Annotated in this window: 27 protein-coding genes and 2 pseudogenes; 13 read left to right on the forward strand and 16 right to left on the reverse strand. The window is 64.9% G+C overall.

What is annotated here, in order from left to right:
• The first annotated feature begins 72 nt into the window (after positions 1-72).
• Positions 73-1605 (forward strand): RNA polymerase sigma factor, encoded by a 1533-nt coding sequence (locus ACQY5A_RS10760; RefSeq protein ID WP_428340482.1) that lies wholly within the window; start codon positions 73-75, stop codon positions 1603-1605.
• Between the two features lie 49 nt (positions 1606-1654).
• On the opposite strand, the gene ACQY5A_RS10765 is transcribed toward ACQY5A_RS10760, so the two are convergent.
• Positions 1655-2512 (reverse strand): PE-PPE domain-containing protein, encoded by an 858-nt coding sequence (locus ACQY5A_RS10765; protein ID WP_428340335.1) that lies wholly within the window; start codon positions 2510-2512, stop codon positions 1655-1657.
• 748 nt (positions 2513-3260) lie between these two features.
• Here ACQY5A_RS10765 and ACQY5A_RS10770 point away from each other — a divergent pair.
• A pseudogene (locus tag ACQY5A_RS10770) lies at positions 3261-3617 on the forward strand (Rid family hydrolase).
• On the opposite strand, the gene ACQY5A_RS10775 reads toward ACQY5A_RS10770, so the two are convergent.
• Positions 3569-3931, reverse strand: coding sequence for a DUF952 domain-containing protein (locus tag ACQY5A_RS10775; RefSeq protein WP_428340336.1), 363 nt, complete (start codon positions 3929-3931; stop codon positions 3569-3571). The pseudogene ACQY5A_RS10770 and the gene ACQY5A_RS10775 overlap by 49 nt on opposite strands.
• A gap of 126 nt (positions 3932-4057) precedes the next feature.
• On the opposite strand from ACQY5A_RS10775, the gene ACQY5A_RS10780 reads away from it, so the two are divergent.
• Both ACQY5A_RS10780 and ACQY5A_RS10785 read left to right on the forward strand, forming a co-directional pair.
• A complete protein-coding gene (locus tag ACQY5A_RS10780; RefSeq protein WP_428340337.1) occupies positions 4058-4258 on the forward strand; it encodes a DUF7455 domain-containing protein in 201 nt (66 codons plus the stop codon).
• Between the two features lie 62 nt (positions 4259-4320).
• Positions 4321-5310, forward strand: coding sequence for a YihY/virulence factor BrkB family protein (locus ACQY5A_RS10785; protein ID WP_428340338.1), 990 nt, complete (start codon positions 4321-4323; stop codon positions 5308-5310).
• On the opposite strand, the gene ACQY5A_RS10790 is transcribed toward ACQY5A_RS10785, so the two are convergent.
• Positions 5297-5536: a DUF3039 domain-containing protein gene (locus ACQY5A_RS10790; protein WP_428340339.1), complete on the reverse strand. Its 240-nt coding sequence runs from the start codon at positions 5534-5536 to the stop codon at positions 5297-5299. The two genes, ACQY5A_RS10785 and ACQY5A_RS10790, sit on opposite strands and share 14 nt — an antisense overlap.
• A 61-nt stretch (positions 5537-5597) precedes the next feature.
• Between ACQY5A_RS10790 and ACQY5A_RS10795 the strand changes: the two genes are divergently transcribed.
• The 3 genes from ACQY5A_RS10795 (at position 5598) to ACQY5A_RS10805 (ending at position 7923) form a co-directional block, all read left to right on the forward strand.
• Positions 5598-6002: a DUF3099 domain-containing protein gene (locus ACQY5A_RS10795; protein ID WP_428340340.1), complete on the forward strand. Its 405-nt coding sequence runs from the start codon at positions 5598-5600 to the stop codon at positions 6000-6002.
• A gap of 117 nt (positions 6003-6119) precedes the next feature.
• Positions 6120-7106, forward strand: a complete 987-nt coding sequence (locus ACQY5A_RS10800) for a sigma-70 family RNA polymerase sigma factor (RefSeq protein ID WP_428340341.1) — start codon at positions 6120-6122, stop codon at positions 7104-7106.
• Between the two features lie 124 nt (positions 7107-7230).
• The gene (locus ACQY5A_RS10805; RefSeq protein WP_428340342.1) at positions 7231-7923 is read left to right on the forward strand and encodes a metal-dependent transcriptional regulator; all 693 of its coding nucleotides are present in this window, start codon (positions 7231-7233) and stop codon (positions 7921-7923) included.
• 13 nt (positions 7924-7936) lie between these two features.
• Here the strand turns inward: ACQY5A_RS10805 and ACQY5A_RS10810 are convergent, their stop codons facing one another.
• Positions 7937-8995, reverse strand: a complete 1059-nt coding sequence (locus ACQY5A_RS10810) for a DUF4192 domain-containing protein (RefSeq protein WP_428340343.1) — start codon at positions 8993-8995, stop codon at positions 7937-7939.
• A gap of 198 nt (positions 8996-9193) precedes the next feature.
• Here ACQY5A_RS10810 and ACQY5A_RS10815 point away from each other — a divergent pair, with 198 nt between their 5' ends.
• A complete protein-coding gene (locus ACQY5A_RS10815) occupies positions 9194-9718 on the forward strand; it encodes an FAD-dependent oxidoreductase (RefSeq protein ID WP_428340344.1) in 525 nt (174 codons plus the stop codon).
• Here the strand turns inward: ACQY5A_RS10815 and ACQY5A_RS10820 are convergent, their stop codons facing one another.
• Positions 9719-10504, reverse strand: coding sequence for a trypsin-like peptidase domain-containing protein (locus tag ACQY5A_RS10820; protein ID WP_428340345.1), 786 nt, complete (start codon positions 10502-10504; stop codon positions 9719-9721).
• 196 nt (positions 10505-10700) lie between these two features.
• Between ACQY5A_RS10820 and ACQY5A_RS10825 the strand changes: the two genes are divergently transcribed.
• From ACQY5A_RS10825 to ACQY5A_RS10835, 3 genes and pseudogenes are all read left to right on the forward strand, one after another.
• The gene (locus ACQY5A_RS10825) at positions 10701-11687 is read left to right on the forward strand and encodes a proteasome assembly chaperone family protein (protein ID WP_428340346.1); all 987 of its coding nucleotides are present in this window, start codon (positions 10701-10703) and stop codon (positions 11685-11687) included.
• Positions 11688-11722: 35 nt separating this feature from the next.
• The gene (locus tag ACQY5A_RS10830; RefSeq protein ID WP_428340347.1) at positions 11723-12745 is read left to right on the forward strand and encodes an alpha/beta fold hydrolase; all 1023 of its coding nucleotides are present in this window, start codon (positions 11723-11725) and stop codon (positions 12743-12745) included.
• Between the two features lie 35 nt (positions 12746-12780).
• A pseudogene (locus ACQY5A_RS10835) lies at positions 12781-13466 on the forward strand (PhzF family phenazine biosynthesis protein).
• Here the strand turns inward: ACQY5A_RS10835 and ACQY5A_RS10840 are convergent.
• The 4 genes from ACQY5A_RS10840 to ACQY5A_RS10855 all read right to left on the reverse strand — a co-directional run bounded on the left by ACQY5A_RS10840 (position 13463) and on the right by ACQY5A_RS10855 (position 16317).
• Complete coding sequence (locus ACQY5A_RS10840) at positions 13463-13948, reverse strand: peroxynitrite isomerase (RefSeq protein ID WP_428340348.1); 486 nt, start codon at positions 13946-13948, stop codon at positions 13463-13465. The pseudogene ACQY5A_RS10835 and the gene ACQY5A_RS10840 sit on opposite strands and share 4 nt — an antisense overlap.
• A gap of 84 nt (positions 13949-14032) precedes the next feature.
• Positions 14033-15241 (reverse strand): FAD-dependent oxidoreductase, encoded by a 1209-nt coding sequence (locus tag ACQY5A_RS10845; protein ID WP_428340349.1) that lies wholly within the window; start codon positions 15239-15241, stop codon positions 14033-14035.
• Between the two features lie 21 nt (positions 15242-15262).
• Positions 15263-15727: a transcriptional regulator NrdR gene (gene nrdR / locus ACQY5A_RS10850; protein WP_428340350.1), complete on the reverse strand. Its 465-nt coding sequence runs from the start codon at positions 15725-15727 to the stop codon at positions 15263-15265.
• A gap of 107 nt (positions 15728-15834) precedes the next feature.
• On the reverse strand, positions 15835-16317 hold the full coding sequence (locus ACQY5A_RS10855; RefSeq protein WP_428340351.1) for a LysM peptidoglycan-binding domain-containing protein: 483 nt from the start codon (positions 16315-16317) through the stop codon (positions 15835-15837).
• A 211-nt stretch (positions 16318-16528) separates the two neighbouring features.
• Between ACQY5A_RS10855 and lexA the strand changes: the two genes are divergently transcribed.
• Positions 16529-17227, forward strand: a complete 699-nt coding sequence (gene lexA / locus ACQY5A_RS10860) for a transcriptional repressor LexA (protein WP_428340352.1) — start codon at positions 16529-16531, stop codon at positions 17225-17227.
• 11 nt (positions 17228-17238) lie between these two features.
• On the opposite strand, the gene ACQY5A_RS10865 is transcribed toward lexA, so the two are convergent.
• Both ACQY5A_RS10865 and ACQY5A_RS10870 read right to left on the reverse strand, forming a co-directional pair.
• Entirely contained in the window at positions 17239-19260 is a 2022-nt protein-coding gene (locus ACQY5A_RS10865; protein WP_428340353.1) for an LGFP repeat-containing protein, read from the reverse strand.
• A gap of 392 nt (positions 19261-19652) precedes the next feature.
• Entirely contained in the window at positions 19653-20813 is a 1161-nt protein-coding gene (locus ACQY5A_RS10870) for an acyl-CoA dehydrogenase family protein (RefSeq protein ID WP_428340354.1), read from the reverse strand.
• A 97-nt stretch (positions 20814-20910) separates the two neighbouring features.
• Between ACQY5A_RS10870 and ACQY5A_RS10875 the strand changes: the two genes are divergently transcribed.
• A complete protein-coding gene (locus tag ACQY5A_RS10875; protein ID WP_428340355.1) occupies positions 20911-21417 on the forward strand; it encodes a hypothetical protein in 507 nt (168 codons plus the stop codon).
• Positions 21418-21580: 163 nt separating this feature from the next.
• Here ACQY5A_RS10875 and hflX read toward each other — a convergent pair whose 3' ends face one another.
• Genes hflX through ACQY5A_RS10900 form a run of 5 tightly spaced genes read right to left on the reverse strand, consistent with a single transcriptional unit; the run spans position 21581 to position 26429 of the window.
• Positions 21581-22987, reverse strand: coding sequence for a GTPase HflX (gene hflX / locus ACQY5A_RS10880; protein ID WP_428340356.1), 1407 nt, complete (start codon positions 22985-22987; stop codon positions 21581-21583).
• Positions 22988-23033: 46 nt separating this feature from the next.
• On the reverse strand, positions 23034-23918 hold the full coding sequence (dapF, locus tag ACQY5A_RS10885; RefSeq protein WP_428340483.1) for a diaminopimelate epimerase: 885 nt from the start codon (positions 23916-23918) through the stop codon (positions 23034-23036).
• Between the two features lie 7 nt (positions 23919-23925).
• Positions 23926-24837 (reverse strand): tRNA (adenosine(37)-N6)-dimethylallyltransferase MiaA, encoded by a 912-nt coding sequence (gene miaA, locus ACQY5A_RS10890; protein ID WP_428340357.1) that lies wholly within the window; start codon positions 24835-24837, stop codon positions 23926-23928.
• Positions 24834-25520: a hypothetical protein gene (locus ACQY5A_RS10895; protein ID WP_428340358.1), complete on the reverse strand. Its 687-nt coding sequence runs from the start codon at positions 25518-25520 to the stop codon at positions 24834-24836. The genes miaA and ACQY5A_RS10895 overlap by 4 nt, the downstream gene beginning before the upstream one ends.
• Before the next feature lie 9 nt (positions 25521-25529).
• Positions 25530-26429 (reverse strand): DMT family transporter, encoded by a 900-nt coding sequence (locus ACQY5A_RS10900; protein ID WP_428340359.1) that lies wholly within the window; start codon positions 26427-26429, stop codon positions 25530-25532.
• Positions 26430-26467 lie beyond the last annotated feature (38 nt).

A 26467-nucleotide genomic window follows, 5' to 3' on the forward strand; every position in this document is an offset into this window, starting at 1 on the left:
GGAGATAGCGGCGAATATCCACCCTGATAATCGACGCCGACATCCGACATAGCTGACATCGTCCGGTTGAGCATGCCTACGGCGCCGGAAGCGAGTTCTACCGAAGGGGTTTACGTGGCAGCGACCAAAGCACGACCGGCGACCGATGAGCCGGTGAAGCGCACCGCCGCCAAATCTCCCGCCAGCGCCCCGACAAAACGCACGCCGGCCAAAGCGACCAACGGCGCTGCCACCAAGGCAGCCAAGGCACCCGCGAAAGCCGCCACCGCCACCAAGACCCGCACCGCCACCAAGAACGCCGCAGCCAAGGCCGCGCCGACCCGTGGGCGTCCGAAGAAAGCGACCTCCAAGGGTGCCGACGAGGCAGAGGCCACCCCCGATCTCGAGTCCGACGAGCAGGATATCGAGGCCGACGCCGAACCCGGCGAAGACATCGAGATCGATGTCGAGGACCTGAACCTCGAAGACCTCGAGGTCGACGCGCCCGACGACGCCGACACCAGCGAGAAGCCCGATGGCGATGAGGCGGTCGTCAAGAAACCGGCCAAGGCCGCAGTAGAAGAACCCGGCGAAGACGAGGAAATTGTCGAGCCGAGCGAAAAGGACAAGGCTTCAGGCGATTTCGTCTGGGACGAGGACGAGTCGGAAGCGTTGCGGCAAGCCCGCAAAGACGCCGAACTGACCGCTTCGGCCGACTCGGTTCGCGCTTACCTGAAACAGATCGGCAAGGTGGCGCTGCTCAACGCCGAAGAAGAAGTCGAACTGGCCAAGCGGATCGAGGCCGGTCTGTACTGCACCCAGCTGATGACCGAGTTCGCCGAGAAAGGCGAGAAGCTTCCTGCCGCTCAACGTCGTGACTACCAGTGGATCTGCCGCGACGGTGACCGAGCGAAGAACCATCTGCTGGAAGCCAACTTGCGACTCGTGGTGTCGCTGGCCAAGCGCTACACCGGCCGCGGCATGGCGTTCCTCGACCTGATCCAGGAGGGCAACCTCGGCCTGATCCGTGCGGTCGAAAAGTTCGACTACACAAAGGGTTACAAGTTCTCCACGTACGCGACCTGGTGGATCCGCCAGGCGATCACCCGCGCCATGGCCGATCAGGCCCGCACCATCCGTATCCCGGTGCACATGGTCGAGGTGATCAACAAGCTGGGCCGCATCCAACGCGAGCTGCTGCAGGATCTGGGGCGCGAACCGACGCCCGAAGAGCTGGCCAAGGAAATGGACATCACCCCGGAAAAGGTGCTGGAAATCCAGCAGTACGCCCGGGAGCCGATCTCGCTCGACCAGACCATCGGCGACGAGGGCGACAGCCAGCTCGGTGACTTCATCGAGGACAGCGAAGCAGTGGTTGCCGTGGACGCGGTGTCGTTCACACTGCTGCAGGATCAGCTGCAGTCGGTCCTGGAGACCCTGTCCGAACGCGAAGCCGGCGTCGTGCGACTGCGCTTCGGCCTCACCGACGGCCAGCCCCGTACCCTTGACGAGATCGGTCAGGTCTACGGCGTGACCCGCGAGCGCATCCGTCAGATCGAGTCGAAGACGATGTCAAAGCTGCGACACCCCAGCCGTTCGCAGGTCCTGCGCGACTACTTGGACTAGGCGCGATGCACTTTCGGCAAGTCAGGCACGCGGCGGGAACCTGGCTCAACTAACTGGTCATGAACGACCCTGCGGAGGCCGCAGTGATCAGTGCATCCCACAGCTCGATGGTGGTGAGCGTCGGAATGTCGTGGAAGGTCGTCAGTCCTTCGGTCACCGATGTGGCTGAGTCGATCTCTGCCGCCGTCAACCCCATGTACGCCTCATGCAGTTCCGCCCCGAGCATGACGTCCTGCCAACTCGTGCCCAGGACGCCGGGTTCCGCGAACGCGTCGCCGTGAATGTCGTAGATCTCGGTCGGGAAAAGATCGTTGGGGACGCCGGTGGGGTTGGCGCCCAGCAGCACGAAGCGCAGTGCGTCGCTGGGCACGCCCTCGTTAGCGAGTTGCTGTTCGGCGAGTGCGGCGATGGCGCTGCTTTGTGAGTACGTGAGAACAGTCAGCGGATCGCTGCACACGCCGGCGGCGTCGCAACCCATATCGCCGGCGTTGTAGTCCGCGAGGATCGCATTTTCGAGGATGGTCTCGCCTTGCGGCACACTCGTGGTGAAATCGTTGGTTTCCGGAGTGGTCAGTGCCAGCGTCGTCGCGGTGGTGCCGTCGTACCCGTTCGGGTAGAGGTACAGGTTTTCCGCGTCGGTGATGTAGGCGGCATTGGGTGTCGGGATGCCGGTCGGGCCCAGGATCAGCGCGTTGGTTGAGCCGGACAGGAAGTCGACAGTCGCATCGGCTTCGGTTGCGCCGACCAGGGAGTCGCCGGTGGCGGCGGCGGTGGCCGGCCCCAGCAACCAGTCGCTGATCGCGTTGGTGGCAGCCGTCCAGAAGTCGCTGGACGTGTCGGCATGAGTCGGACTGGCTAACGCTACTGCGGCGCTCCACAGCGCGGCCCCGAGAATCACTTTCTTCATTTGTTTCCCCCTAGCTCGAATCACAGACGGCGTCGCCGCGCTTGGATGCATGACAGATAACTGCGTCGCCCAATTCCTCAGAAGATGTCGATCGGAAATACTCAGTCGTGATTAAGTTATCGCTTAAGATTTGTGCGAGTAAAGGTAATTAATCTCAAACTTTTAGACTTTTTTCAATAGCCTATTGATGCTGGCAGAAGCGCTTTTTGCGCGAAAAAGGCCGCTTATCACCTACCTGAGAACGATCGCGCCGACTCGGCGGCTGATAATCTAGATCGAAAGTCCGGAAGCTCGGATTCCTTCGCGTTTTATAGACGGACGCAGCCGAAACCGCGAGTATCGTTTCGATCGAATAAACCTTCATTTCGTCTGACCGCAGTTAATCGGCGTGATCGCGATCTGCCGTGTGACGGCAGGCCGCTTCGGCACGACGCCCCGCACCAGCAACCTGCAGAAGGGTTTGCGCGAGGTACGGCTTGATCACGCGTGGCCGTCGGTGACCGCACATCGAGCGCCCTAACGCTGGTCGCCCGCCAGGCGGATGTCCACCTACTACGGCGCGGCTGCAAACGCGTCGAATCGCCATAAGAGATCCGATGAAATCCAGTGACAAGCGAGTAGCAATTGTTGTCACACTAAAGTCGCTGGCTCTTTCCGGGCCCGTCAGCTTCAACGGAATCCCCTGGCATTGCCGGCTAAAAGTGCCTGGCGCGCAACCTATCCCGGCCCTCTGCCCTAGGTTGACCGCATATCAATGACATGCATCCTCGTTTCGTCGGGAACGGAATTCGAGACGGCCGTCTTCTATTCGCGCCCTCGGACCATCCAAGGCCATGAGAGGCAAACGCGAGAAGCGTTGCGGTGCATGGAAATCGCACCAGATGATGCGGGCTCGGCTTTGTTCGACGTCGTCCGCACCCGCATCTAGGTCACCGACTTAGGGGCCGGCGTGAGGTTGCGGCCGTGCATGCCGAAATTCTCGGCGACACCGAAGATCATGGTCGAGGTGTCCGCACTGATCGCGCCCGGACTGCTGGACCAGATCGAAGCCAGTGCCTACTCGCCGCCGAGCTCCGGGAAGGCGCCATCGGCGCCCGGGCGATAGCTGGTGACATTGATCACAGCGCCAACAGGCAAGGGACCGTAGAGATGCGGGAACACCATCGACTCCGGATCCGTTGCTACCCCTAGCTCCCAAAGAACAGGCGAAGCCAAATGAGTCGGATCGATGTGCAGCAGAACAAGGTCGTCGCGACCGCGGTAGAGGCGGTTGGCCGGCAGGTGTACTTGCTCGGGCGTCGACAGGTGAATAAAGCCAACGCTGGCGAGGGACTCGGGCCGGATGTCGCCGTCAGCCTGAGCCGCGGACCAATCGTGGGTGGAGCACAGGTGCACCAGCACGTGCGCTGACTTACCCATGTGGCCATCTAACCCGATGGGTAAACCGCGGGTTGAGGTGAGAAACGACACAACCGGTAAACCCCGGGTGAAGACGGCCAAAACGCCCGACATCTGAGACAGTGAAGTAGGCAGAACGGAGTAGCCATGAACGCAACGTTGACGACCAGTCCGGAGTTGACCCGGGCCGATCGGTGTGATCGGTGCAGCGCTGCTGCGCGGGTTCGCGCCACGCTGCCCTCCGGCGCAGAACTTCTGTTCTGCCAACACCATGCCAACGAACATGAGGCGAAGTTGATCGAGTTGTCTGCCGTGCTGCACATCAGCGGCGACACCGTCGAGGCGTAAAACGCGGCTCACGACCAGCAGACCTGGCGGGGAACGCATTCGTCGGGAATCCTGAACGGGTCATGACCGACCTCCCAGCACGACCCTCACGGCATCATCTCTGGCGTATCACTCGGCGAGCATTGTCGAAAAGCTGGGACGATTCGATCTTTTCGGAGTCCGCGCAAGCGGCGTTCTGGTCGGCCCTGTCGCTACCGCCGCTGCTACTGGGAATGCTGGGCAGCCTCGCGTACGTGGCGCCGCTGTTCGGTCCCGACACCATGGCCGTGATCGAGCACTACTTGGTCTCGATGTCGAACAAGATCTTCTCGCATAGCGTCGTGCACGAGATCATCGAGCCGACCATCGCCGACATCGACCGCGGCGCTCGCGGTGAAGTGGTGTCCTTGGGTTTCTTGATTTCCTTGTGGGCGGGATCGTCGGCAATCTCGGCCTTCGTCGACGCGGTAGTCGAGGCCCACGATCAGACTCCCCTGCGCCATCCGGTGCGTCAGCGCCTCTACGCCCTGGCGCTGTACGTGGTGATGCTGCTGTTCGTGATCGTCACGGCCCCACTGATGGTGCGCGGGCCGCGCAAGCTTGCTGAGTTCATCCCGGACGGCCTGCAGGATGTCCTGGCCTACGGCTACTACCCGGCGCTGCTAGCCGGGCTGATCGCCACCGTGGTCATCCTGTACCGCGTGGCCCTCCCGGACCCGCTGCCGACCCACCGGCTGATCTTCGGCGCGGCCCTGGCCAGCGTGGCGTTCGTCATCGCGACACTGGGCTTGCGGATCTATCTGCGCTACATCACCGGTACCGGCTACACCTACGGCGCGCTAGCCACCCCGATCGCATTTCTATTGTTCGCGTTCTTCGCCGGCTTCTCGATCATGTTGGGCGCGGAGTTCAACGCGGCCATCCAGGAAGAGTGGCCAGCCCCGCGCACGCACGCCCACCGGATGCGACGCTGGCTGGTCACGCGGGCCCAGGAAGTCGCCGACGAGGTCAGTACGGTGACGGACGACGACGAACCGTCCCCGGCGAGCTCCGGCCGGGTCAGCTCTTCTTGAGGGCCTGGTAGATACGTTTGCAGTCCGGGCACACCGGCGAACCGGGCTTGGCCGACTTGGTCACCGGAAACACTTCACCGCACAACGCCACGACATGCGTGCCCATCACGGCGCTTTCGGCGATCTTGTCCTTCTTGACGTAGTGGAAGAACTTGGGGGTGTCGCTGTCGGTCCCGTCGTCGACGCGTTCGTCGGTGTCGGTCCGCTCGATCGTCTGGGTGTCCATGTCACACATTGTGCCGCAACCGGATCCTCCGCCCTAGGCCAAGTTGTGCAACAGTGGAGTGATGAGGCGCAGCCAGGAGCTGGGTTTCGACGACGATGGTCGACCGATCCTCATCACCGCCGCCGCACCCTCCTACGAAGTCCAACATCGTCAACGCGTGCGGAAATATTTGACGATCATGTCGTTCAGGATTCCGGCGCTACTGCTTGCCGCGGTCGCGTACGGCATGTGGCACAACGGCCTCGTCTCGCTGGCGATCATTGCCGCGTCAATTCCGTTGCCGTGGATCGCAGTGCTGGTCGCTAACGACCGCCCGCCGCGCCGCGCCGACGAACCACGTCGTTTCGACCAACCGATCCGACGGACGCCGCTCTTCCCCACAGCGGAACGACCCTCGATCGAAAGCCGCAGTCGTTCAGCGTCGCAACCGGACTGGCCGCACCCGACCACCGACGGTTCCGAATAACCCCAATCGTTAGGGGTTCTCAGTACATTCTCAGGGCTGGCGGACATTCGCGCACGTCAGCGGGTGTGAGATCGCTGCCTCGTGGGAACTACTTGACCCAATGGGTCGTTGTAACCCATGACAGCTCACGCCGATCAGGAGGCCGCCATGGCAAATGCCACCAAACGCCGGGATAGCGATCTGGATGCTCAGAGCCCAGCCGCTGACTTGGTGCGCGTGTATCTGAACGGGATCGGTAAAACGGCTTTGCTCAACGCGGCCGATGAGGTCGAACTTGCCAAGCGCATCGAGGCCGGCTTGTACGCCAAGCATCTGCTGGAAACCCGCAAGCGCCTCGGCGAGAATCGCAAGCGCGACCTCGCCACCGTGGTGCGCGATGGCGAAACCGCGCGAAGCCACCTGCTGGAGGCCAACCTCCGGCTGGTCGTCTCGCTGGCCAAGCGCTACACGGGTCGCGGGATGCCGCTGCTGGACCTCATCCAGGAGGGCAACCTCGGTCTGATCCGCGCGATGGAAAAGTTCGACTACGCAAAGGGATTCAAGTTCTCGACGTACGCGACGTGGTGGATCCGCCAGGCCATCACCCGGGGCATGGCCGACCAGAGCCGCACCATCCGGCTCCCGGTCCACTTGGTCGAGCAGGTGAACAAGCTGGCCCGGATCAAGCGCGAGATGCACCAGAACCTCGGCCGCGAAGCCACCGACGAGGAGCTCGCCGAGGAGTCCGGCATCCCCGTCGAGAAGATCAATGATCTTCTCGAGCACAGCCGCGACCCGGTCAGCCTCGACATGCCGGTGGGCTCCGAAGAAGAAGCGCCGCTGGGCGATTTCATCGAGGACGCCGAGGCGATGTCCGCGGAGAACTCGGTGATCGCCGAGTTGCTGCACACCGACATTCGCAGCGTGCTCGCCACGCTCGACGAGCGGGAGCATCAGGTGATCCGGTTGCGCTTCGGGCTCGACGACGGGCAGCCGCGCACGCTCGACCAGATCGGCAAGTTGTTCGGCCTGTCCCGCGAGCGGGTGCGCCAGATCGAGCGCGAGGTGATGTCCAAGCTCCGCAATGGCGAGCGGGCCGATCGGCTCCGCTCCTACGCGAGCTGACCACCCCCACCAGTATCGGAAAGTATGCCCGTCGCTGCTGCGGCGGGCATACTGCTGCGCTGGAGTGTTAGCGAACCATTCGCGCAGCTGGGCAAGTAGACTCGGCGGCAATGGAGGGTGCGGAATGAACGACCTGGTTGATACCACCGAGATGTACCTGCGGACCATCTACGACCTCGAGGAAGAGGGCGTCACCCCGCTGCGTGCCCGTATCGCCGAACGACTCGACCAGAGTGGTCCCACGGTCAGCCAGACCGTGTCGCGGATGGAACGTGATGGGCTGCTGCACGTGGCCGGCGACCGTCACCTCGAGCTGACTGACAAGGGCCGGGCGCTGGCCGTCGCGGTGATGCGCAAGCACCGGCTTGCCGAACGACTGCTGGTCGACGTCATCGGCGTGCCGTGGGAAGAGGTTCACGCCGAGGCGTGCCGCTGGGAGCACGTCATGAGCGATGACGTCGAACGCCGCCTGATGAAAGTGCTCAACAACCCAACGACCTCCCCGTTCGGCAACCCGATTCCGGGGCTCCTCGGTCTTGGCATCGGCGACGGGTTCGGCGCCGACGACGGCAACCTGGTGCGGTTGACCGAGCTGCCGGCCGGTGCCCCCGTCGCAGTCGTGGTGCGGCAGCTGACCGAGCACGTGCAAGGCGACATCGATCTGATCACCCGCCTGAAAGACGCCGGCGTCGTCCCGAACGCGCGCGTGATCGTCGAGTCCAACCAGGCCGGCGGCGTGACGATCGTCATCCCGGGCCACGAGAATGTGAGCCTGCCGCACGAGATGGCTCACGCCGTCAAGGTCGAAAAGGTCTAGCCCCGAAGCTGTTTCAGACTGCTCGACGTCTGAACGCTCGTCGCGGAGGCAGTCGCACGCCGACGCGCTCGGCCAGCTGATAGCCGGTGACCGCCAGTTCCCGGATGTGCTCAGGCCGCAGACCCGACTGCAACGCTGTATCGAGCATGCCCGCCATCCGGTGTCCCGGCTCGCAGCGCAGCGCGGCTTCCAGCGACACACCGGCCAGCGGGCCGTCGCCTCGGGCGTACGCGCTGAAGGCGAGCAACACCAGCGCCTCGGCACGCCACGGAGTCGGTAGGGTGCGCGACAGCAGCGCCCACAACGACTCGGCATCGCCCGAGCTGTGGCCGACCGCCAGCGCGTACAGCGTGTCGCGCACCTCGATATCGGCCAGCGCGCACGCCAACCCGGCAAGGTCTGGGTCACCGATGTGCTGTCCGTCGGCGACCGCTGCGGCGGCCGCCATCGCCGCCTCAACCCCGCGACGGACACAACCATCCGGGTCGTCACGACGTGTCTCGTCGCGCAGTGCGGCCTGCTCAGCAATCAGGTCGGTCAACGCCGCGCTGCGGGCCCGGTCGTCGACCGCGATCACGGCCTGCAGGTCGGCTCGCCGCGCGTAGAGGCGACGCCCGTCCAGCACCGCCGCGACCGCGAGCGGTGACGCGGACGGGTCGTCGACTACTCCCCCGGCGCCGCAACCGTCGACGCAGTGCCAGCGGCCGCCGAGTGCTACCCGGTCGACGACGTGCACGGCCCACAGTGCGATGTCGTGGTGTTCGAGTTCGTCGGTCAACGACGCACACACGTCGCGGTATTGGTCGTTGCACATCGGGCAGTCGGCGCCGTCGGCGTCGACGATCACCGCGATGGCCGCCTCGGGGCTCGCGGCCGCGGCGACCTCCACGAGATGGCCGATCTGGTCGGCGACCGCCTCGGACAGGTCGACGCGGAGCACCGATCCGAGTTCACCCCCGTCGATCGACAGCAACACCAACGATTTCTCCGGCACGAAGCCCAATACCGCTGGGAGCGCGGCAATCACTGTGCCGGGCCGATTCAGTTCAAAGTCACGTCGCTGCTTTGTCATGACGACGACGCTGGCAACTGGCACCGTCAGCCCGTCCGCGGCGCGGGCGGGAAGGCGCCCTGCTGTGCATCGGCACACAACTGGGGATAACACTTGGCGCAGCAACCGGATTGTTCACGTGTCTGTAGCCGGATTCGACGTGCGCCGCAACGCAACGGGCGTATTCGTCTTCCCACGGGTTCGATACTCGAGTACGACATGGTCGTCATCGGCTCAGGTCCGGGCGGCCAGAAGGCCGCGATCGCCGCCGCCAAGCTAGGCAAAGCGGTGGCCGTCATCGAGCAGCGTCCGATGCTCGGCGGGGTCTGCGTCAACACGGGCACCATCCCGTCCAAGACGCTGCGCGAGGCCGTGCTCTACCTGACCGGAATGAACCAGCGCAAGCTCTACGGCGCCAGCTATCGGGTCAAAGACAAGATCACGCCCGCTGACCTGCTGTCACGAACGCAGCATGTGATCGGCAAACAGGCCGAAACCGGCGACTCATACGGAATGCTCAAGCTGCTGGTCTGCACCGAGGACCTCACGCTGCTCGGTGTACACATCTTCGGCAGCAACGCCACCGAGATGGTGCACATCGGCCAGGCGGTGATGGGCTGCCGCGGCACTGTTCAGTATCTGGTCGACGCGGTGTTCAACTACCCGACGTTTTCTGAGGCCTACAAAGTCGCCGCGCTGGACGTGATGAACAAGGTGCGCGCGCTCAGCCAGTTCGATGTCTAGCTAGCACTGGTCGTCGTAGCCGCTCGGCGGCACGTCGCCCGGCCCGCCCGCCTGTGCCCGCGCGAACAGCTCGGCGATGTGCTCGTCAAACCGCGATGTGTAGGACAGGTTCTGCGCGCAGCCACCGCCGTGCAGGCCGCCGATCACCCCGGTGACGGTCGAGCCGTTGATCCAAGGCGCGCCGCTGGTGCCGTCGACCAGGCCCGCGCAGGGTAACTCCGGGAACCCGCCGTCGCTGAGCCCGGTGCCGGTCCGGCAACCGATCGGCGTCCCACCGACACCTGCAGGGTAGGCAACCACCGTGACCTGGCTCCCTCGCGCCGGTGCGGCAGCCAGTGACAGCGCCGAGCCGACCAGCGCCTCCACCGATCCACCGGCCGGCCGGCCGACCCTCCCGATCGCATAATCGGCCTGCGGATCCCGGTCGGCCAGCCAGCGCGGATCCAAGTAGAGCGCGTCGAGAGTCCAGACGTTCTCGGGCGCGGCTTCGCGGGCGAAGCCGGGGACGAAACGGGCTGGGACGTCGCCGGTCAGGCAATGCGCCGCGGTGAGCACCAGATTGCCCGCCGCCGAATGCAGCACCGAGCCGGTACAGGTGTGTAGATCGCCGCCGGACACGAAAAATGCGCCCACCCGCGGGTCGGGATGCACCGGAGCGGCGATGACCTGGTTCACCATTCCGGCGACCGCCCGGTCGGGCGTACTGGTGACGGGTGCCGATCGGGCCTGATGCCCGCAGCCGACCAGTATCAAGGCCAGCCCCAGCCCCGCTGCCAGAATTCGCATCGCCGTCGATCATGCCCGATTTCGGCTCGGCGCGGCGCGAAGCGGGTACTCACTGGAATGCCGCTGGTGCTGATCGTGTTATCCGAGCACCGGAGCGGGCGGTCGGTCACGGATCAGGTATCCGCTGCTCGCCGATCTGAGGGACACTATCTGGACGTAGTGCGCTGCAACGCGCTGCGGCAAGGAGGCAACACGAATGGGCCACAACGAGCCCCCCGACACACCTGAGCGGGAAAAGCGTTACCAGCCCGAGCACAACGCCATGTATGAGCTCGAGTTCCCGGCGCCCCAGTTGTCGCTGACCGATGGGCGTGGCCCGGTCCTGGTTCATGCCTTGGAAGGGTTCTCCGACGCCGGCCATGCGATCAAGCTGGCCGCGGGTCATCTCAAAGACACTTTGGACACCGAGCTGGTTGCGTCGTTCGCGATCGATGAGCTTCTCGACTACCGCTCTCGGCGTCCGCTGATGACGTTCAAGACCGACCACTTCACCCACTACGAGGATCCCGAGCTGAGCCTCTACGCCATGCACGACAGCGTCGGGACGCCGTTTCTCTTACTGGCCGGGATGGAGCCGGATCTGAAGTGGGAGCGGTTCATCACCGCAGTGCGGTTGCTGGCCGAGCGCCTCGATGTGCGCCAGACCATCGGCTTGGGCGCCATCCCGATGGCGGTTCCGCACACGCGCCCGATCACGTTGACCGCCCACTCCAACAATCGCGACTTGATCGCCGAGTTCACGCCGTGGATTTCGGAGGTGCAGGTTCCCGGCAGCGCGTCGAATCTTCTGGAGTTCCGGATGGCCCAGCACGGACACGAGGTGGTCGGATACACCGTCCACGTTCCCCATTACCTGGCGCAGACGGACTACCCGGCGGCCGCGCAGGCGTTGCTGGAGCAGTTGGCCAAGACCGGGTCGCTGCAGCTGCCGCTGAACGCACTGACCGAGGCGGCGACCGACATCAAGGTCAAGGTCGACGAGCAGGTCGAGGCCAGCTCGGATGTCGCTCAAGTGGTGGCAGCGCTGGAGCGACAGTACGATGCCTTCATTGCTGCGCAGGAGAATCGGTCGCTGCTGACGCGGGATGAGGATCTGCCCAGCGGCGACGAACTCGGCGCGGAGTTCGAGCGTTTCTTGGCTCAGCAGGACGAGAAGAAGTTCGACGACGACGATCCGACCTGATCGCCGTCGGCGGGCCCGACAGCGAAGTTGGCGACATGACTCAGCGCAAGCCCAATCTTCGCTCGGTGCGCGAGGTTACGCCGCAGCTGCAGTTCCGGACGGTGCACGGTTACCGGCGCGCGTTCCGTATCGCAGGATCCGGTCCGGTGATCCTGCTGATCCACGGCATCGGTGACAATTCGACGACCTGGTCGGCGGTGCAATCGAAACTTGCGCAACGCTTTACCGTCATCGCGGTAGACCTTCTGGGCCACGGCGAGTCGGACAAGCCACGGGCGGATTACTCGATTGCGGCCTACGCGAACGGGATGCGCGACCTGCTTTCCGTGCTGGATATCGAACGCGTCACGGTTGTCGGCCACTCGCTCGGCGGCGGTGTCGCCATGCAGTTCACCTATCAGTTTCCGCAACTGGTCGAGCGGCTGATTCTGGTCGGCGCCGGCGGGGTCACCAAAGACGTCCACCTCATGTTGCGGCTGGCGTCGTTGCCGCTGGGCAGCGAGGCGCTGACATTGCTGCGACTGCCTTTGGTATTGCCGGCTTTACAGATCTTCGGACGCGCAGCCGGAATGGTGCTGGGCTCCACCGCTGTAGGCCACGACCTGCCTGACATGCTGAGAATATTGGCGGGCCTCCCGGAGCCGATGGCCTCAGCGGCATTCACCCGGACCTTGCGCGCGGTGGTGGACTGGCGTGGCCAGAGTGTGACCATGCTGGACCGATGTTATTTGACGCAATCTGTTCCGGTGCAAGTCATCTGGGGCAGCGACGATGTTGTCGTTCCGGTTAGTCACGCTCACATGGCCCACGCCGCCATGCCGGGCTCCCAACTCGAGATCTTCGAGCGTTCGGGGCATTTCCCGTTCCACGACGACCCCGACCGCTTCATCGAGGTCGTCCAGCGCTTCATCGACACCACCGCGCCCGCTGACTACGACCAGACCGCGCTTCGCGAACTGCTGCGCACCGGCGGCGGCGCACAAACCGTCTCCGGGCCCACCGACACCCGGGTCGCGGTGCTCGAAGCCATGGGCGCCGACGAGCGAAGTGCCACCTGATCGCTGAGCCTCGGTGACGTCGTACAGTCGCTCTCATGAGCGTCGACGTGACAGTGTTGCGAGTATTCACGGACGCCGAAGGCAGCTTCGGCAATCCGCTCGGCGTCGTCGACGCCGCTACTGTCGAACCTGATCAACACCAGCGTGTTGCAACCGAATTGGGTTACAGCGAAACAATTTTCGTCAGCCTCCCCGCTGCCGGCGCCATGACCGCTGATGGGCGGATCTATACACCGCTTATCGAGTTGCCGTCCGCCGGGCATCCGACGGTCGGGGCGTCGTGGTGGCTGCGATCCATCGGCGCACCTATTCGCACAATGCGTGTGCCGGCAGGCGTGGTGCAGGTCCACTATGACGGCGATGTCATCAGTGTCAGCGCCCGTTCGGAGTGGTCGCCGGAGTTCGCCATTCACGATCTGGACAGTGTCAACGAGCTTGCTGCCGCCGACCCGGCCGATTTCGCGGATGACGTCGCGCACTATCTGTGGGTGTGGACTGACGAAGCCGCCGGAAAGCTGCGCTCGCGGATGTTCGCGCCAATCTCGGTGTGGTAGAAGACGAAGCGACGGGCTCGGCGGCGGTACGGATCACCGACTATCTCAGCCGTGACCTGCACATCACCCAGGGCACGGGATCGGTGATCGAAACGACCTGGAGTCCGCAGGGTTGGATGCGGGTCGGCGGTCGTGTGGTGGCTGACTGCGTGCGGCGGACTTCTTAACCTTTGCGGTGCAGTACCGCTGAAAGGTGATGCTGCAGCGGCTGTCCGACAGCACCCATCTCCACGGTGTAGGAGAGTTCGTCGCCATCGAGCCGGAAGCGGCGACCAAGAGCTGTCACTTCCTTGGCGGTCGGTGCCACGCCGATCTGGGTCGTCGACATCTCAAGCTCGATCGTGGCGCCGTCGGCGATGAATCTGCCGACCTCGATCTCGGTGATGCCGCTGGGATGTGCCAGCACGAGTTCGATCTCGTTGAATCGCGGCACGCGGAGATAGCCGGTTTCAGCGTGCAGCGGTGCCCCGTCGGCTGCGGCTTTGGTCTTCTGCCCGTAGATCAAAAACGGTTTTCCCAGATGGGAAAACGTGACCTCTTCGAGGTAGTCGAACGGCTCGATGGTGGGGTATTCGCCGGATCCGCACCCCTGCCAGGTCCCGAGCAACGGCGCCAGCGCCATCAGGTTGGGATGCAGCTCGGGCGGCATTCGGTCAGCCTAGTCCGGCGACGATGCGGCCCAAAATGGGCCGCTGAGGAACCGGACACAACGCAACAGCCGGTGACGCACCGGCTACGCGGCGTGAGCGTCGGGCGTGCGGACGTGCTCGGGACGGAACCCGCGACCGACGATGATCGGCGGGATGAACTGCAACGGTCCCCGTCCGACGATCCTCGGAACCCGAATCGGCGACAGGTCACCGGCCAGGTTCGGTTCGATCGCGTTGTTTTGCACGAATACTTGACCGGCCTGGATGATTCGGGCCGGAAGCTCACGACGGCGCTGCACCTTTGCGAGATCGGCTTCGGTCAACCGGTTTTCACGTAACGGGCCGCAGAGGATGTTCGCGGCGGCAACGGCGTCGGCGACCGCGAGGTTGATGCCGACCCCACCGACCGGCGACATCGCATGCGCGGCGTCACCGATACACAGCAGACCTTTGCGCCACCAGGTTTTCAGCCGATCCACCCGCACATCGAGTTGGCTGGTGTCATTCCACGAGTGCAGGTCGTTGACGTGGTCGGCCAAGTTGGGCTGCACCGAGACCAGCCGCTCTTTGAACGCCTCCAGCGATCCGTCGAGCGGGTTCGAACCCTTGGGCATCACGTAGGCGATTTGCCAATAGTCGCCCCGATAGATCATGGCCATCATCAGACCCTTGCGGACCACCCCGACGAGTTCTCGAGGGTCGCCCGGACGCCAGTTCAGCCGGAACCACAAGACGTCTATCGGCGAATTCGCGCTGCCAATCGGCAAACCCGCCGCGGCGCGCACCGCAGATTTGCGTCCGTCGGCACCGATCACAAGATCGCAGCGGACCTCGAGTTCTGGTGTACGCACCCCCACGACGCGGTCGCCGTCGAACACCAGGTCCGTCACCTCGGCATTGCGGATCAACGTGAATTCCGGGTAAGCGCTGGCCTTTTCGGCGAGGAAGTCCAGGAAGTCCCATTGCGGCATCAGCGCGATGTAGGGCTGTTTGAAACCTAGCCGTGAGAGTGCGCTGAAGTTCCCGAACGTTCGTAGCGTCCCGTCGGTGTTGAACGCCAGACGCGTGACTTTGGTGTGCGGGAGACGCAGAAACTCATCGATGAGCCCCAGTTCGTCCATGACCCGCAGCGTGCTTGGATGCACAGTGTCGCCACGGAAGTCGCGCAGAAAGTCGTTGTGTTTCTCCAACACGGTGACGTCGATTCCGGCACGGGCCAGCAGGAGCGCATGAACCATTCCCGCGGGGCCACCGCCGGCAACACACACCTGGGTTCGCACGACTTGCGTCATGGTCCGACCTTACGATGCCGGTCAACCGGACGCGGGCACCTTCCGGTGGGTACGCAACGCCTTGATCTCACGCTCGAAATCCTCAGCGGACTCGAAAGACCGGTACACGGAAGCAAATCGCAAGTAAGCCACTTCATCGAGTTCTCGCAGTGGGCCGAGGATCGCAAGGCCTACCTCGTTACTGGGAATCTCCGCCGACCCGCCGGCGCGCACGGCATCTTCGACTTGCTGCGCCAGCAGATTCAGTGCGTCGTCGTCGACCTGACGGCCCTGGCACGCGCGCCGCACCCCGCGCATGACCTTCTCGCGGCTGAACGGTTCGGTGACGCCGCTGCGCTTGACAACCGCCAGCACCGCGGTTTCCACGGTGGTGAATCGCCGGCCGCACTCCGGGCAGGACCGACGGCGCCGGATCGCCTGTCCCTCATCTGTTTCGCGGGAATCGACGACTCGAGAATCCGGATTGCGACAGAACGGACAGTGCATGGCCGCTCCTTCGCCCCGCTGACCTCGGAATGTCCCAGGCCACCTCGAGCGTACCTGCGCTCCCGCGCGCGGGCCTGACATCCTCGAGTGTCGCGGCTGGTAGCTGCTCAGCCCACCGGCGCGATCAACGTCTGGCCGGCGGTCACCGCGGACGAGTCGAGTTCGTTCAGTTCGCGGATGCGGGCGGTCACCTGCGCGGTCGGGGCATCCGGGGCGACCCGAGCGGCCAAGCGCTGCAGCGTCTCCCCAGGCTCAACCCGCACCACAGCGAGCCGGTCCGGCATCTGGACCGCAGCCTTCTCCGGGCCGGCATGCAGCATGCCGCCGAAGTGCGCCACGAATCCCAGCCACACCGTGATGCCTGCCGCGACCAAGGCGAGCGCCACGGTCGTCGCCGGAGTGATCGGGCGAGGCCGGTGCGACGCCGTCGACATCAACACGCCCGTGCCCCGGTAACGGGGAGGCGCCGCGACCGGCCGGGAGGGTAGCGGGCCTCTTGTTCCCAGGCGTCCACCACGGCCCGCCGGACGTACCTGAACCGGGCGAACCCGGATCGATGTTCTCGCCGAAATCGTCTCAATGTGCATCATGTGCGTTCCTCCAGTCGGCTCGTGGTCGATCACTTGTTCGAATAATAGTCGATAGTGTGTTCGAATACCGAACATGTGATCGAACTGTTGCACACGCCAACGATGATAAGACGGGCCACCGACAAGGTTCACGGGCTCACTTGGGTCGAAAACGCGACATACCTCGAACACATGTTTGAAATCCAGGCAAAATGCCGTTACATTCGTTCGCATGAGCGATAGCGATAGTTCGAGCGCCGACTCCGACCGTGCCATGCGACCTGCGGAGTCGTTGCTGACGCCGCGCCAGCGCACCATCCTTGACGTCATTCGCGCCTCGGTCACCAGCCGTGGCTATCCCCCCAGCATTCGGGAAATCGGTGATGCCGTCGGCCTGACGTCGACCTCGTCGGTGGCGCACCAACTGCGCACGCTGGAGAAGAAGGGGTATCTCCGCCGCGACCCGAATCGCCCGCGCGCCGTCGATGTCCGCTCCGCCGACGATGCGTCGAGGACACCGGTGGTCACCGATGTCGCCGGCTCGGACGCGCTGCCGGAGCCGACGTACGTTCCCGTACTGGGCCGAATCGCTGCCGGTGGCCCAATTCTGGCCGAAGAAGCGGTCGAGGATGTCTTTCCGCTGCCGCGCGAACTTGTCGGCGAGGGCGCGCTTTTCCTCTTGAAGGTGGTTGGCGAGTCGATGGTTGACGCGGCCATCTGCGACGGCGACTGGGTGGTTGTCCGTCAGCAGAATGTGGCCGACAACGGCGACATCGTCGCAGCCATGATCGACGGCGAGGCCACCGTCAAGACCTTCAAGCGCACCGGGGGCCAGGTCTGGCTGATGCCACACAACCCAGCGTTCGATCCCATTCCGGGCAATGACGCGGCTGTGCTCGGCAAGGTCGTCACGGTCATCCGCAAGATCTGACGCCGCTTCGGCTACCCGGCCTTATGAAATCCGTTCGCCGTGGCGACTTCCTCACTGGCGAACCAGATTTCGGCTTGTGTGTCTTCGTATAGGGCGCTGTCGGGCATGTAGTACAACCCGGAGCTGGCGTTGGCCTTGACCGGGTATCCGTCCGGTACCTGGTACGGATCGTCCATCGGAAGATGAATCGCTAACTGCCCAGGCGCAATTCGCGGTATCGGTACGGCCTCGGTGACCAAGGCGTCCTCGCCGTCCGTGGCGGCGTGCCGCCCGGCGCGAGCGTCGGCGTCGGCTACCGGAATCCCGGTCGGGTCGGTGTCGACCTCATCGGGATCCTCGTCGAAGTGCTCGTCCACATCGCGCTCGAACCCCAGGCCGCGATCTAAGTCCTGGTCATGACCGAGCTCGTCGAATTCGGAAAACTCTTCGGGACTGTCGGTTTCGTCCTCCGCGAGCAGCTCGTCGACGAGACTCTTGCGCCCCGGCGGCATCCACGCGCTGGACGGCTGACCGGGCAATCGCACGGTCCGCGGCCGCGGGCGAAACTCCGGCGACAAGCTCGACGACGCCAGGTCGCTGTCGGCCTCCGGCGACCATTGCGCCACGGATTCGGTGACGGCCTCATAACCGGAGTCGTCCGGGTCGCTGTCGTCGGATCTCGCGGCGCGTTTCGCCCCACGACGCCGACGCCACCGGCGCGCCGGCAGCGCCGACAGGGTCAGCAGCAACAGCGCGGCGGCAGCGGCCACCAGCCACAACCAGTGGCTGTTCAGCCAGCTGACCCCCGCGTTGGGCGATGCCGACCCGGTCGGCGTCTTCTGCCCCGGAACCTGAAGACCAGAAAGCGCCGAGGCCAAATTCGGCGGTTGCGTGGTGAAGGTGTTCTTCGTCTTGTTCCAGGCGATCTGACCGCCGGTGAACTTCTGCGTCACGACGTCCCTGGCGATCACCTGATCGCCAAGTGGTGGGCCCAGTTTGCCGGTTGCACCGAGGAGTTTGTCCCATGCGACCCTAATGGCCCCGCGAACCACGAATGCGCCGTGATCCGGGGTCCAGAAGATCACCGGTTTGTCGCTGGCGGAGAAGGGGCTCACCTTGCTGGCCGGCTTGACGGTACCGTCGGCCTCGTTGGAGATGGGGAAGCCGAGGTCGCTGTTCGCGGGTCCGCCGAGCGCCTCGTATTTGGTCAAGATGTCGGTTTCGACGGCATTGGCACCCGTAGCGGGGCTGAAGAAGATCTTCCCGCCGGTGAAATTCTGAGCCAACCCGTCAGCGCCGACCGGATATTGATCGCCTTGCTTGGCGCCCAGCGGACCGGAGGCGCCGCCGGCGGCCCGCCAGGCCATGTTGATGTCTGCGGTCGGATCGATCGGCACCTGCAACCCGCTGAGCTGACCTGCCAGGTCCGGTGGGACGGTGGTGAACGCCTTGGTCAGCCGGTTCCACGACACCTTGCCGCCGCTGAACGCCTGGGTCGCGAGTTCGCCGTCATAGGTTTCGTCGCCGATCGGGACGCCCAAGGCGCCGCCCGAACTGCCTAGCTTGTCCCACGCCGCGTTGATCGCTCCGCGAACGACGAACGCCCCGTGGTCGGCAGTCCAGTAGATCAGTGGCTTGTCGCTCGCCGAAAACGTACTGACCCGACTGTCGGGACCGGCGAGCCCGCGTACTTCACTGGTGATCGGAAAGCCCAAGTCCGAGGCTGCCGGACCGCCAAGAGCTTCGTATTTGTCGAGGATGGCGCCCATCATCGACCGGGGACCGCTCGCCGGCGTGAAGAACATCTTGCCGTGCAGGAAGTCCTGAGCGAATCCCTGACCGGCGACGTAGCACTCACCCTGCTTGGCACCGAGGTCCGAGGTATCGCCACCGGCTTCTTTCCAGGCTGCGGTGATCGCGTTGTCGGCATCGCCTATCGGGGATGCGTTCGCAACGGGTGTCAGCAAAGCCATGCAGGTGAGTCCTGCTGCCAGCGCCACCAGGCCACGCACCGCGCGGGTGAAGCTGCGCGGTCGTCTTCGCTGCCTTGTCATCCCGCCCTCCCCGTAGTCGCCAGTCCGAAATACTGGGCCAATGTCAACCGCCCTGCGGGCCGCCACAACTCTGTTGCGGGCGTCGACGCGAGAGAAGTCATAGGAAGACCCTACGGAATGGTCATCGCGTCGATGCCGAATTCCCATTCATAGGGCCGGTTGTGTCGTTCGCCCTTTAGATTACGGTCCGCCGATATAAGAGTGCACGGCGCGGCAACATTGGCCGACGAAACTGCGCTGAAGGAGCGCTTGCGGACCTCTGACCTCGGGTGGGGAAGCTCGATCTCTGTTCGCCGGTGCGCTCACCTCGCGGCCATTTTTCGAAATGACTGCCGCCCGGTTGAATCGCTATGGCGAGTCAGAGTATTTCGCGTGCAGAGAATCCGCCCCGGTCAGACGCCCAGGCTGCGGCCGATGATCTCTTTCATGATCTCGGTGGTACCGCCGTAGATGGTCTGCACGCGCGCATCGAGATACGCACGTGCAACCGGGTATTCGCGCATGTAGCCGTAGCCACCGTGCAGCTGGAGGCAGCGGTCGATCAGGTACACCTGCTTCTCGGTGGCGTACCACTTGGCCATCGCGGCCTGTTCGGCGGTCAGCTCTCCTTCGAGGTGCAGCGCGATGAACTCGTCGACCATGATGCGGACCACGGTGGCCTCGGTCGCCAATTCGGCGAGTAAAAACCGGCTGTTCTGGAAACTGCCGATCGACTTGCCGAAGGCCTTGCGCTCCTTGGTGTATTGCAGCGTCTGCTCCAGCACCTGCTCCATGGCCGCAATGGCCATGATGGCGATCGAGATACGCTCCTGCGGCAGGTTCTGCATCAGGTAGATGAAACCTTGACCCTCCTCGCCCACCAGGTTCTCGACGGGCACCTTGACGTCGGTGAAGGACAGCTCGGCGGTGTCCTGAGCGTCCAGGCCGATCTTGTCCAGGTGCCGGCCGCGCTCGAATCCCTCCATGCCGCGCTCGATGGCCAGCAGCGAAAAGCCTTGCGCGCCTTTGGCGGGATCGGTCTGAGCCACCACGAGCACCAGGTCAGAGTTGATGCCGTTGGTGATGAACGTCTTTGAGCCGTTGAGTACGTAATGGTCGTCGTGCTTGACCGCCCGGGTCTTGATGCCCTGCAGATCGCTGCCGGTGCCGGGCTCGGTCATGGCGATCGCGGTGATGAGCTCGCCTGTGCAGAATTTCGGCAGCCAGCGCTGCTTCTGCTCCTCGGTGGCCAGATGCAGTAGGTACGGCGCGACGATGTCGTTGTGCAGACCGAAACCAATGCCGCTGTAACGGCCGTAGGTGGTCTCCTCGGTGATGATCGTGTTGTAGCGGAAGTCGGAATTGCCGCCGCCGCCGTACTCCTCGGGGATCGACATGCCCAGAAAGCCCTGCTTACCGGCTTCCAGCCATACGCCCCGGTCGACGATCTTCTCCTTCTCCCATTCGTCGTGGTAGGGCGCGACGTGTCGTTCCAGGAACGACCGGTACGACTCGCGGAACAAGTCGTGTTCGGGCTCGAACAGCGTGCGCTGGTATTTGACGGCGCTACCCATGAGATGACCTCCGGCGGGGTTGGGAACTCTGCGCCCAAGATATACCAACCAGATGGTTGGTAGGTCGGGGTGCTGGTCCGCGCCTACAGTCGTCGGGGTGGACGAGACAATCCTGGTGCAGGAACTCGGGCAATTGCTCGAATTCTCCTACACCGACATGCTGTGTTACGCCGGGCCGTTTTCTCGGGCGGGCGTAGCCAGCGCGCTCAAAGTGCTGCAGCGGGCTTTCGCCGCGCTATCCCCTAATCACCCGCCGCAGCGGCGATCAATTGGCATTCGCGCCGCTTTTGACGAGCCAGGTATTCGCGACGGAATCGAGGCAGTGACCCGCGCGGTGACCGATGGCCGGTATTCCGTCGAACCCGCTCTGGTGCGACCCGAGCGCGGACGCATTCTGCAAGGCTTCGTTTTTCAGGTCACCCTTAAGGGCCGCACCGCGACACTGCTAATGCGCCCTGGCTTTATCACCGACAAATTCTTCGCGCTGACCGCTAAAACTGATCGCGACCAGGCCGAGGAGGCGCACCTCGACGAACTGAATGTAGAGATGGCCCGCCGGATTCTGGCGGCTCCCGCCGAGGATGTCTACGAGTTGGTCCTCTGACCGGAGGCCGGGCTACCTTCCCGGATTAAGTTGCTACTGCCTATTTTTGCCTGCCATTAAGCGGTGTTCGAATCGGTCTTGTTGCCCCGAAAAACCCTTCTATCGGACTCCGGCGCTCTCTGTATCCAGGGGCCCCTTGAGGTGGCCGAGCCAGGTGGCCGAGTCAGGTGGCCGAAAATTCGCGCAAGCTGGCGGCGAGCGCCACCGGCACGCGCGCCTTGATATGCGTGCCGTCGGTGATGTGTTCGGTCTCCTGAACCCGGCCGTCGGCGTGCACGCGCGACACCAGATCGCCGCGATCGTAAGGGATCACCACGTCGACCGCGGTGTCGGTGGGAGCGGCCAGTTCGGACATCCGCCGGCGCAGTGCCTCGACGCCGTCGCCGGTATGGGCTGACACGAACAACGCACCAGGCAGCGCACGGCGCAGCTTGGCCAACGCCAAATCGCCTGCGGCGTCGATCTTGTTGACGACGATCAGCTCGGGCGCGGGGCCGCTGTCATGATCGGCGAAGACCTCGGTGATCACTTGCCGCACCGCGCTGATCTGGGCCAGCGGGTTGACGTCCGCGCCGTCGACGACGTGGACCAGGAGATCAGCGTCGACCACCTCTTCCAGCGTCGAGCGGAACGCCTCGACCAATTGCGTCGGGAGGTGACGGACGAAACCGACCGTGTCACTGACCACGAACGCCCGCCCGTCGTCGAATTGTCCACGGCGCGTAGTGGGTTCCAGGGTGGCGAACAGCGCGTCCTGCACCAGCACCCCCGCGCCGGTCAGCGCATTCAGCAGACTGGACTTTCCAGCGTTGGTGTAGCCGACAATCGCAATGGACGGCGTTTCGCTGCTCCGCCGGCGGCTGCGCTGGGTGTCGCGGACCTGCTTCATATCCTTGATCTCGCGGCGCAGCTTCGACATTCGCTCACGGATCCGGCGCCGATCGGTCTCGATCTTCGTCTCACCGGGTCCGCGGGTTCCCACACCGCCGCCGCTGCCGCCCGCGCCACCGCCCTGCCGCGACATCGACTCACCCCAGCCCCGCAGCCGCGGCAGCATGTACTCCATCTGCGCCAGCGACACCTGCGCCTTGCCCTCCCGGCTGGTGGCATGCTGAGCGAAGATGTCGAGGATCAGCGCGGTGCGGTCGATGACCTTGACCTTGACGGCCTTCTCCAGCGCGTTCAGCTGCGCCGGGGACAGTTCGCCGTCGCAGATCACGGTGTCGGCGCCGGTGGCGAGCACTACGTCACGCAATTCGATCGCCTTACCCGACCCGATATAGGTCGAGGGATCGGGCTTGGTCCGCCGCTGGACCATGCCTTCGAGCACCTCAGATCCCGCGGTTTCGGCGAGCGCGGCCAATTCGGCGAGGCTGGCGTCGGCGTCAGCGGCGCTGCCGTCGGTCCACACGCCGACCAGCACCACCCGCTCGAGCCGCAGTTGGCGGTACTCGACTTCGGAGATGTCGGTGAGTTCGGTGGATAGCCCCGCGACTCGGCGTAACGCTGCGCGATCGTCAAGCGCGAGCTCACCGGTGCTCGGGATGTTGGGCAATTCTGGATATGTCATAGGCGACTTCCGATGGTGCCCGCCGAAGCGACCGCTCGCATCCGATTTATCGTGACGCCTCCTGCCACCATTGATCGCTGAGTTCGCCGTGGGCCACCAGAACCGACGGCCCCCGCAGGTAGCTGGTGGCCTCGGTGACGGTGACGACGACGTCGCCGCCGGGCACCCGCACGGTCAGGGTGCCGCTGGCCGCGCCGCCATGGGAGAGCGCGGCGACGGCGGCGGCGACGGTTCCTGTTCCACAGGAACGGGTTTCGCCCACTCCCCGCTCGTGCACCCGCATGCACACCACGCCGTCGACCGGCGCGGTGAGAATCTCGATGTTGACGCCATCGGGGAATTGGTCGTGATCGAAGCTGACCGGCGACGCGACATCCAGCTCCCGCAGCGCCGGAGGAGTGAGCGCAGAGTCGACGCAGGCCAGGTGTGGGTTGCCGACGTCCACCGCCAAGCCGTTGAAGGTCCGGCCGCCGACAATCACCTCGAAGGCGCTGCCCCCTTCGCCGAGTCGGTTGGCCTTGCCCATGTCGACCCGCACATCGGCGTTGGTCGCATCGACGTGCTGCATGAGGACGGGCCTCGGGCCGGCCAGTGATCCGACGACGAATTCGTCGAGGGTCTCCAAGCCACCGGCCCGCAGGTAGTGCGCGAAGACCCGCACCCCGTTACCGCACATCTGCGCAATCGACCCGTCGGCGTTGCGGTAGTCCATGTACCAGTCGTCGGCGTTGACGCCGTCGGGTATGCGGTCGAAGACGCCGGCTGCCAGCGCCGCCCCAGCGGTGGTGACCCGCAGCACGCCGTCGGCACCGAGGCCGCGGCGTCGATCGCACAATGCGGACACGGCCTCCGGCGTCAACGCCAGCGCAGCATCCAGGTCTTCCAGCACGACGAAGTCGTTCTGGGTGCCATGGCCTTTGGCAAACCGGATCACCTGCTCAGGATACGTGGCGCCACGTCTGCAACGCCGCCTCGGCGTTACCGCTGGCGGTCGCATCCAGCCAGTGGATGCGGTGGTCGCGACGAAACCACGACCGCTGACGGCGCACATAGCGTCGGGTGCCGATGAAGGTCGGCTCCCGGGCAGCGTCGCCGTCACCGCCGGAGTCGAGATCGTCGAGAACCTGGGCGTAGCCCAGCGCCCGCGACGCGGTCACGCCGTCACGCAGGCCGCGGTCGAGCAGCGCGATCACCTCGCCGACGAGCCCTTGAGTGAACATCGTCTCGGTGCGCCGGGCCAGTCGCTGGTCGAGAAGTTCTGTCTCGCAATCTAATCCGATAATCACCGTGTCCCATCGTGGCGGACCGATGACGGGCGCCGACGCGGCGAACGGTTGACCGGTCAGTTCCACCACCTCCAACGCGCGCACGACGCGCCGCCCATCGGTCGCCAGAATCGAGGCCGCGGCAGCGGGGTCGCGGTCGGCCAGCTCGCCGTGCAGGGCGCCGACGCCGACCTCGGCGAGCCGCTGCTCCCATTTCGCCCGCACCGCGGGGTCGGTCGCCGGAAACGACCAGTCGTCGAGCAGTGATTGGACGTACAGCATCGAGCCGCCCACCAACACTGGAACGTTGCCGCGCGCGGCAATCGCCTCGACCTCGAGGGCGGCGTCGCGCTGATAGCGGGCCACCGAGGCGGTTGCGGTGACATCGAGGACATCGAGCTGATGATGCGGGATGCCGCGGCGTTGCGCGACGGGCAGTTTCGCGGTGCCGATGTCCATGCCGCGGTAGAACTGCATCGCGTCGGCGTTGACGATCTCGGCGTCACCGCCGAGCCGCTCCGCAACATCAAGGGCCAGTTGCGATTTGCCGGTTCCAGTTGGCCCGACGATCGCCACCGGCCTCACGGCTGCCAGACGCCGGCGAAGTACCCGACGCCGTAGGGTGCCGCGCGATAGATCTCCTTCGCCGACCGGGGCGCCGGCTCGGCCAGCCCCGCCAGAACACCGAACGCAACCCGTCCCCTGACCTGCGCGGGCAACTGAACCAATGCGGCCACGTCGCCGCCGGCCAGTGCATCGTCCAAGGCTACTTGCACCTCGACGTCGGCGGGTTGATGACCGCCGGGAGCGGCCGGAGTCAACGTGTTGGCGCCGTCGGCGACCACCAGCACACCGGTCGGCTCGGTTGACCGGTCGATCTCTGTGCGCAGCCGCCGGCCCAGCTCGACCGCCGCGGCGGCGTCGTGGGTTTCGGCGAAGATACGGACCTGCGCCCGCGCGTCCGGCTGGGCCTGCGAACGGATCCAGCCGCCGATCAGTGCACACAGCGGCATCGCGCGCGGCGGCCCGCCGGCTTGCGGCGAAAGATGCACCAGCACGTCGACGCCGAAACCGGCGAACGTCCCGACGCCCTCAGGGCCGATGACGTCATCTCCGGCGCCCACCCCGACCACAACCCACCGTTGCGGCAGCGTGGCGGCCGCGGCGACCATCGCCGCCCGCAACTCCGCCACCTCGTCGGCCGCCCGACCGGCGAGCTCGGGAACCAGCACCGGCGCTGACGGGATGATCGCGATGGCGCTCAGCACGCCACCAAACTAACGGGTCGACGTGATCGCAGCGAACGTATCCGTGTGGGCTTCGACGGTTTTGGCCTCACCCCGAGCCAGGGCAGCGGTCGCGATCACCATCACCGCGACCGCGATCCCGAGGACGAATACGGTCTCGTCGCCGGAGTTCACCGTCTCGCCGAGGACGAACACCCCCAACAGCGCACCCACTGTCGGCTTGGCCACCGTCATGGTCGGCATCGACGCGTTGAGCGGGCCGCCCCGATACGCCGACTGCTGGAACACCATCCCGGCAACGGCGGCGCCGATGCAGGCGTAGAGCTCAGGAGTGACCAGCAGCGCCACAATGCCGCCCTTGGCCGCGTCGACCGCACCCTTGACCAGCACCGCGAACAACGCCAGCGACGCGCCGGACACCGCGGCCAGCAGCACCGCCGCGACCGCCCGATCCGGCCATAGCCGCGCTCCGAGCAGACAGAGTCCCACCAGCGGGCCCACGACGGCGGCGACCACCAGCCACATCTGCAACGAGGCACGCGAGTTCCCCGCCTCCGGATTTCCAACAGTCACAACGACAGCCAGTGCGGCCGCCAGGATCGCCGCCCAACTCCAGTCCCACCGGCTCACCGGAGCCCCGCTCATCCGCGCGTACAGCGGTAAGGCGAACAGCAACGCCGTCACCTGCAGCCCGGTCACCAAAATCACCGAGCCCAGGCTCAGCGCCCCGGCCTGCAGACCGTAGTTGGCGACCGCGGCCACCGCCCCGAGCCGCCAGTCGCGGTTACGCCAGGACATGAAAAACAGGGCCAAGTAGCCGACCCGCTCTTCAGTGACCTCATGAGCGGACCGCTGCCGCGCCACGTTGCCGATCGCCGACGCGAATGCAGCGGCTAATGCCAACACGACAGCGATATCTGCTTTCGGCACGGTTCTACCCCCTCACGTCATCTCTTCCACGCCACGGT

The sequence above is a fragment of the Mycobacterium sp. genome (assembly GCF_965277065.1).
Classification (GTDB): Bacteria; Actinomycetota; Actinomycetes; order Mycobacteriales; family Mycobacteriaceae; genus Mycobacterium.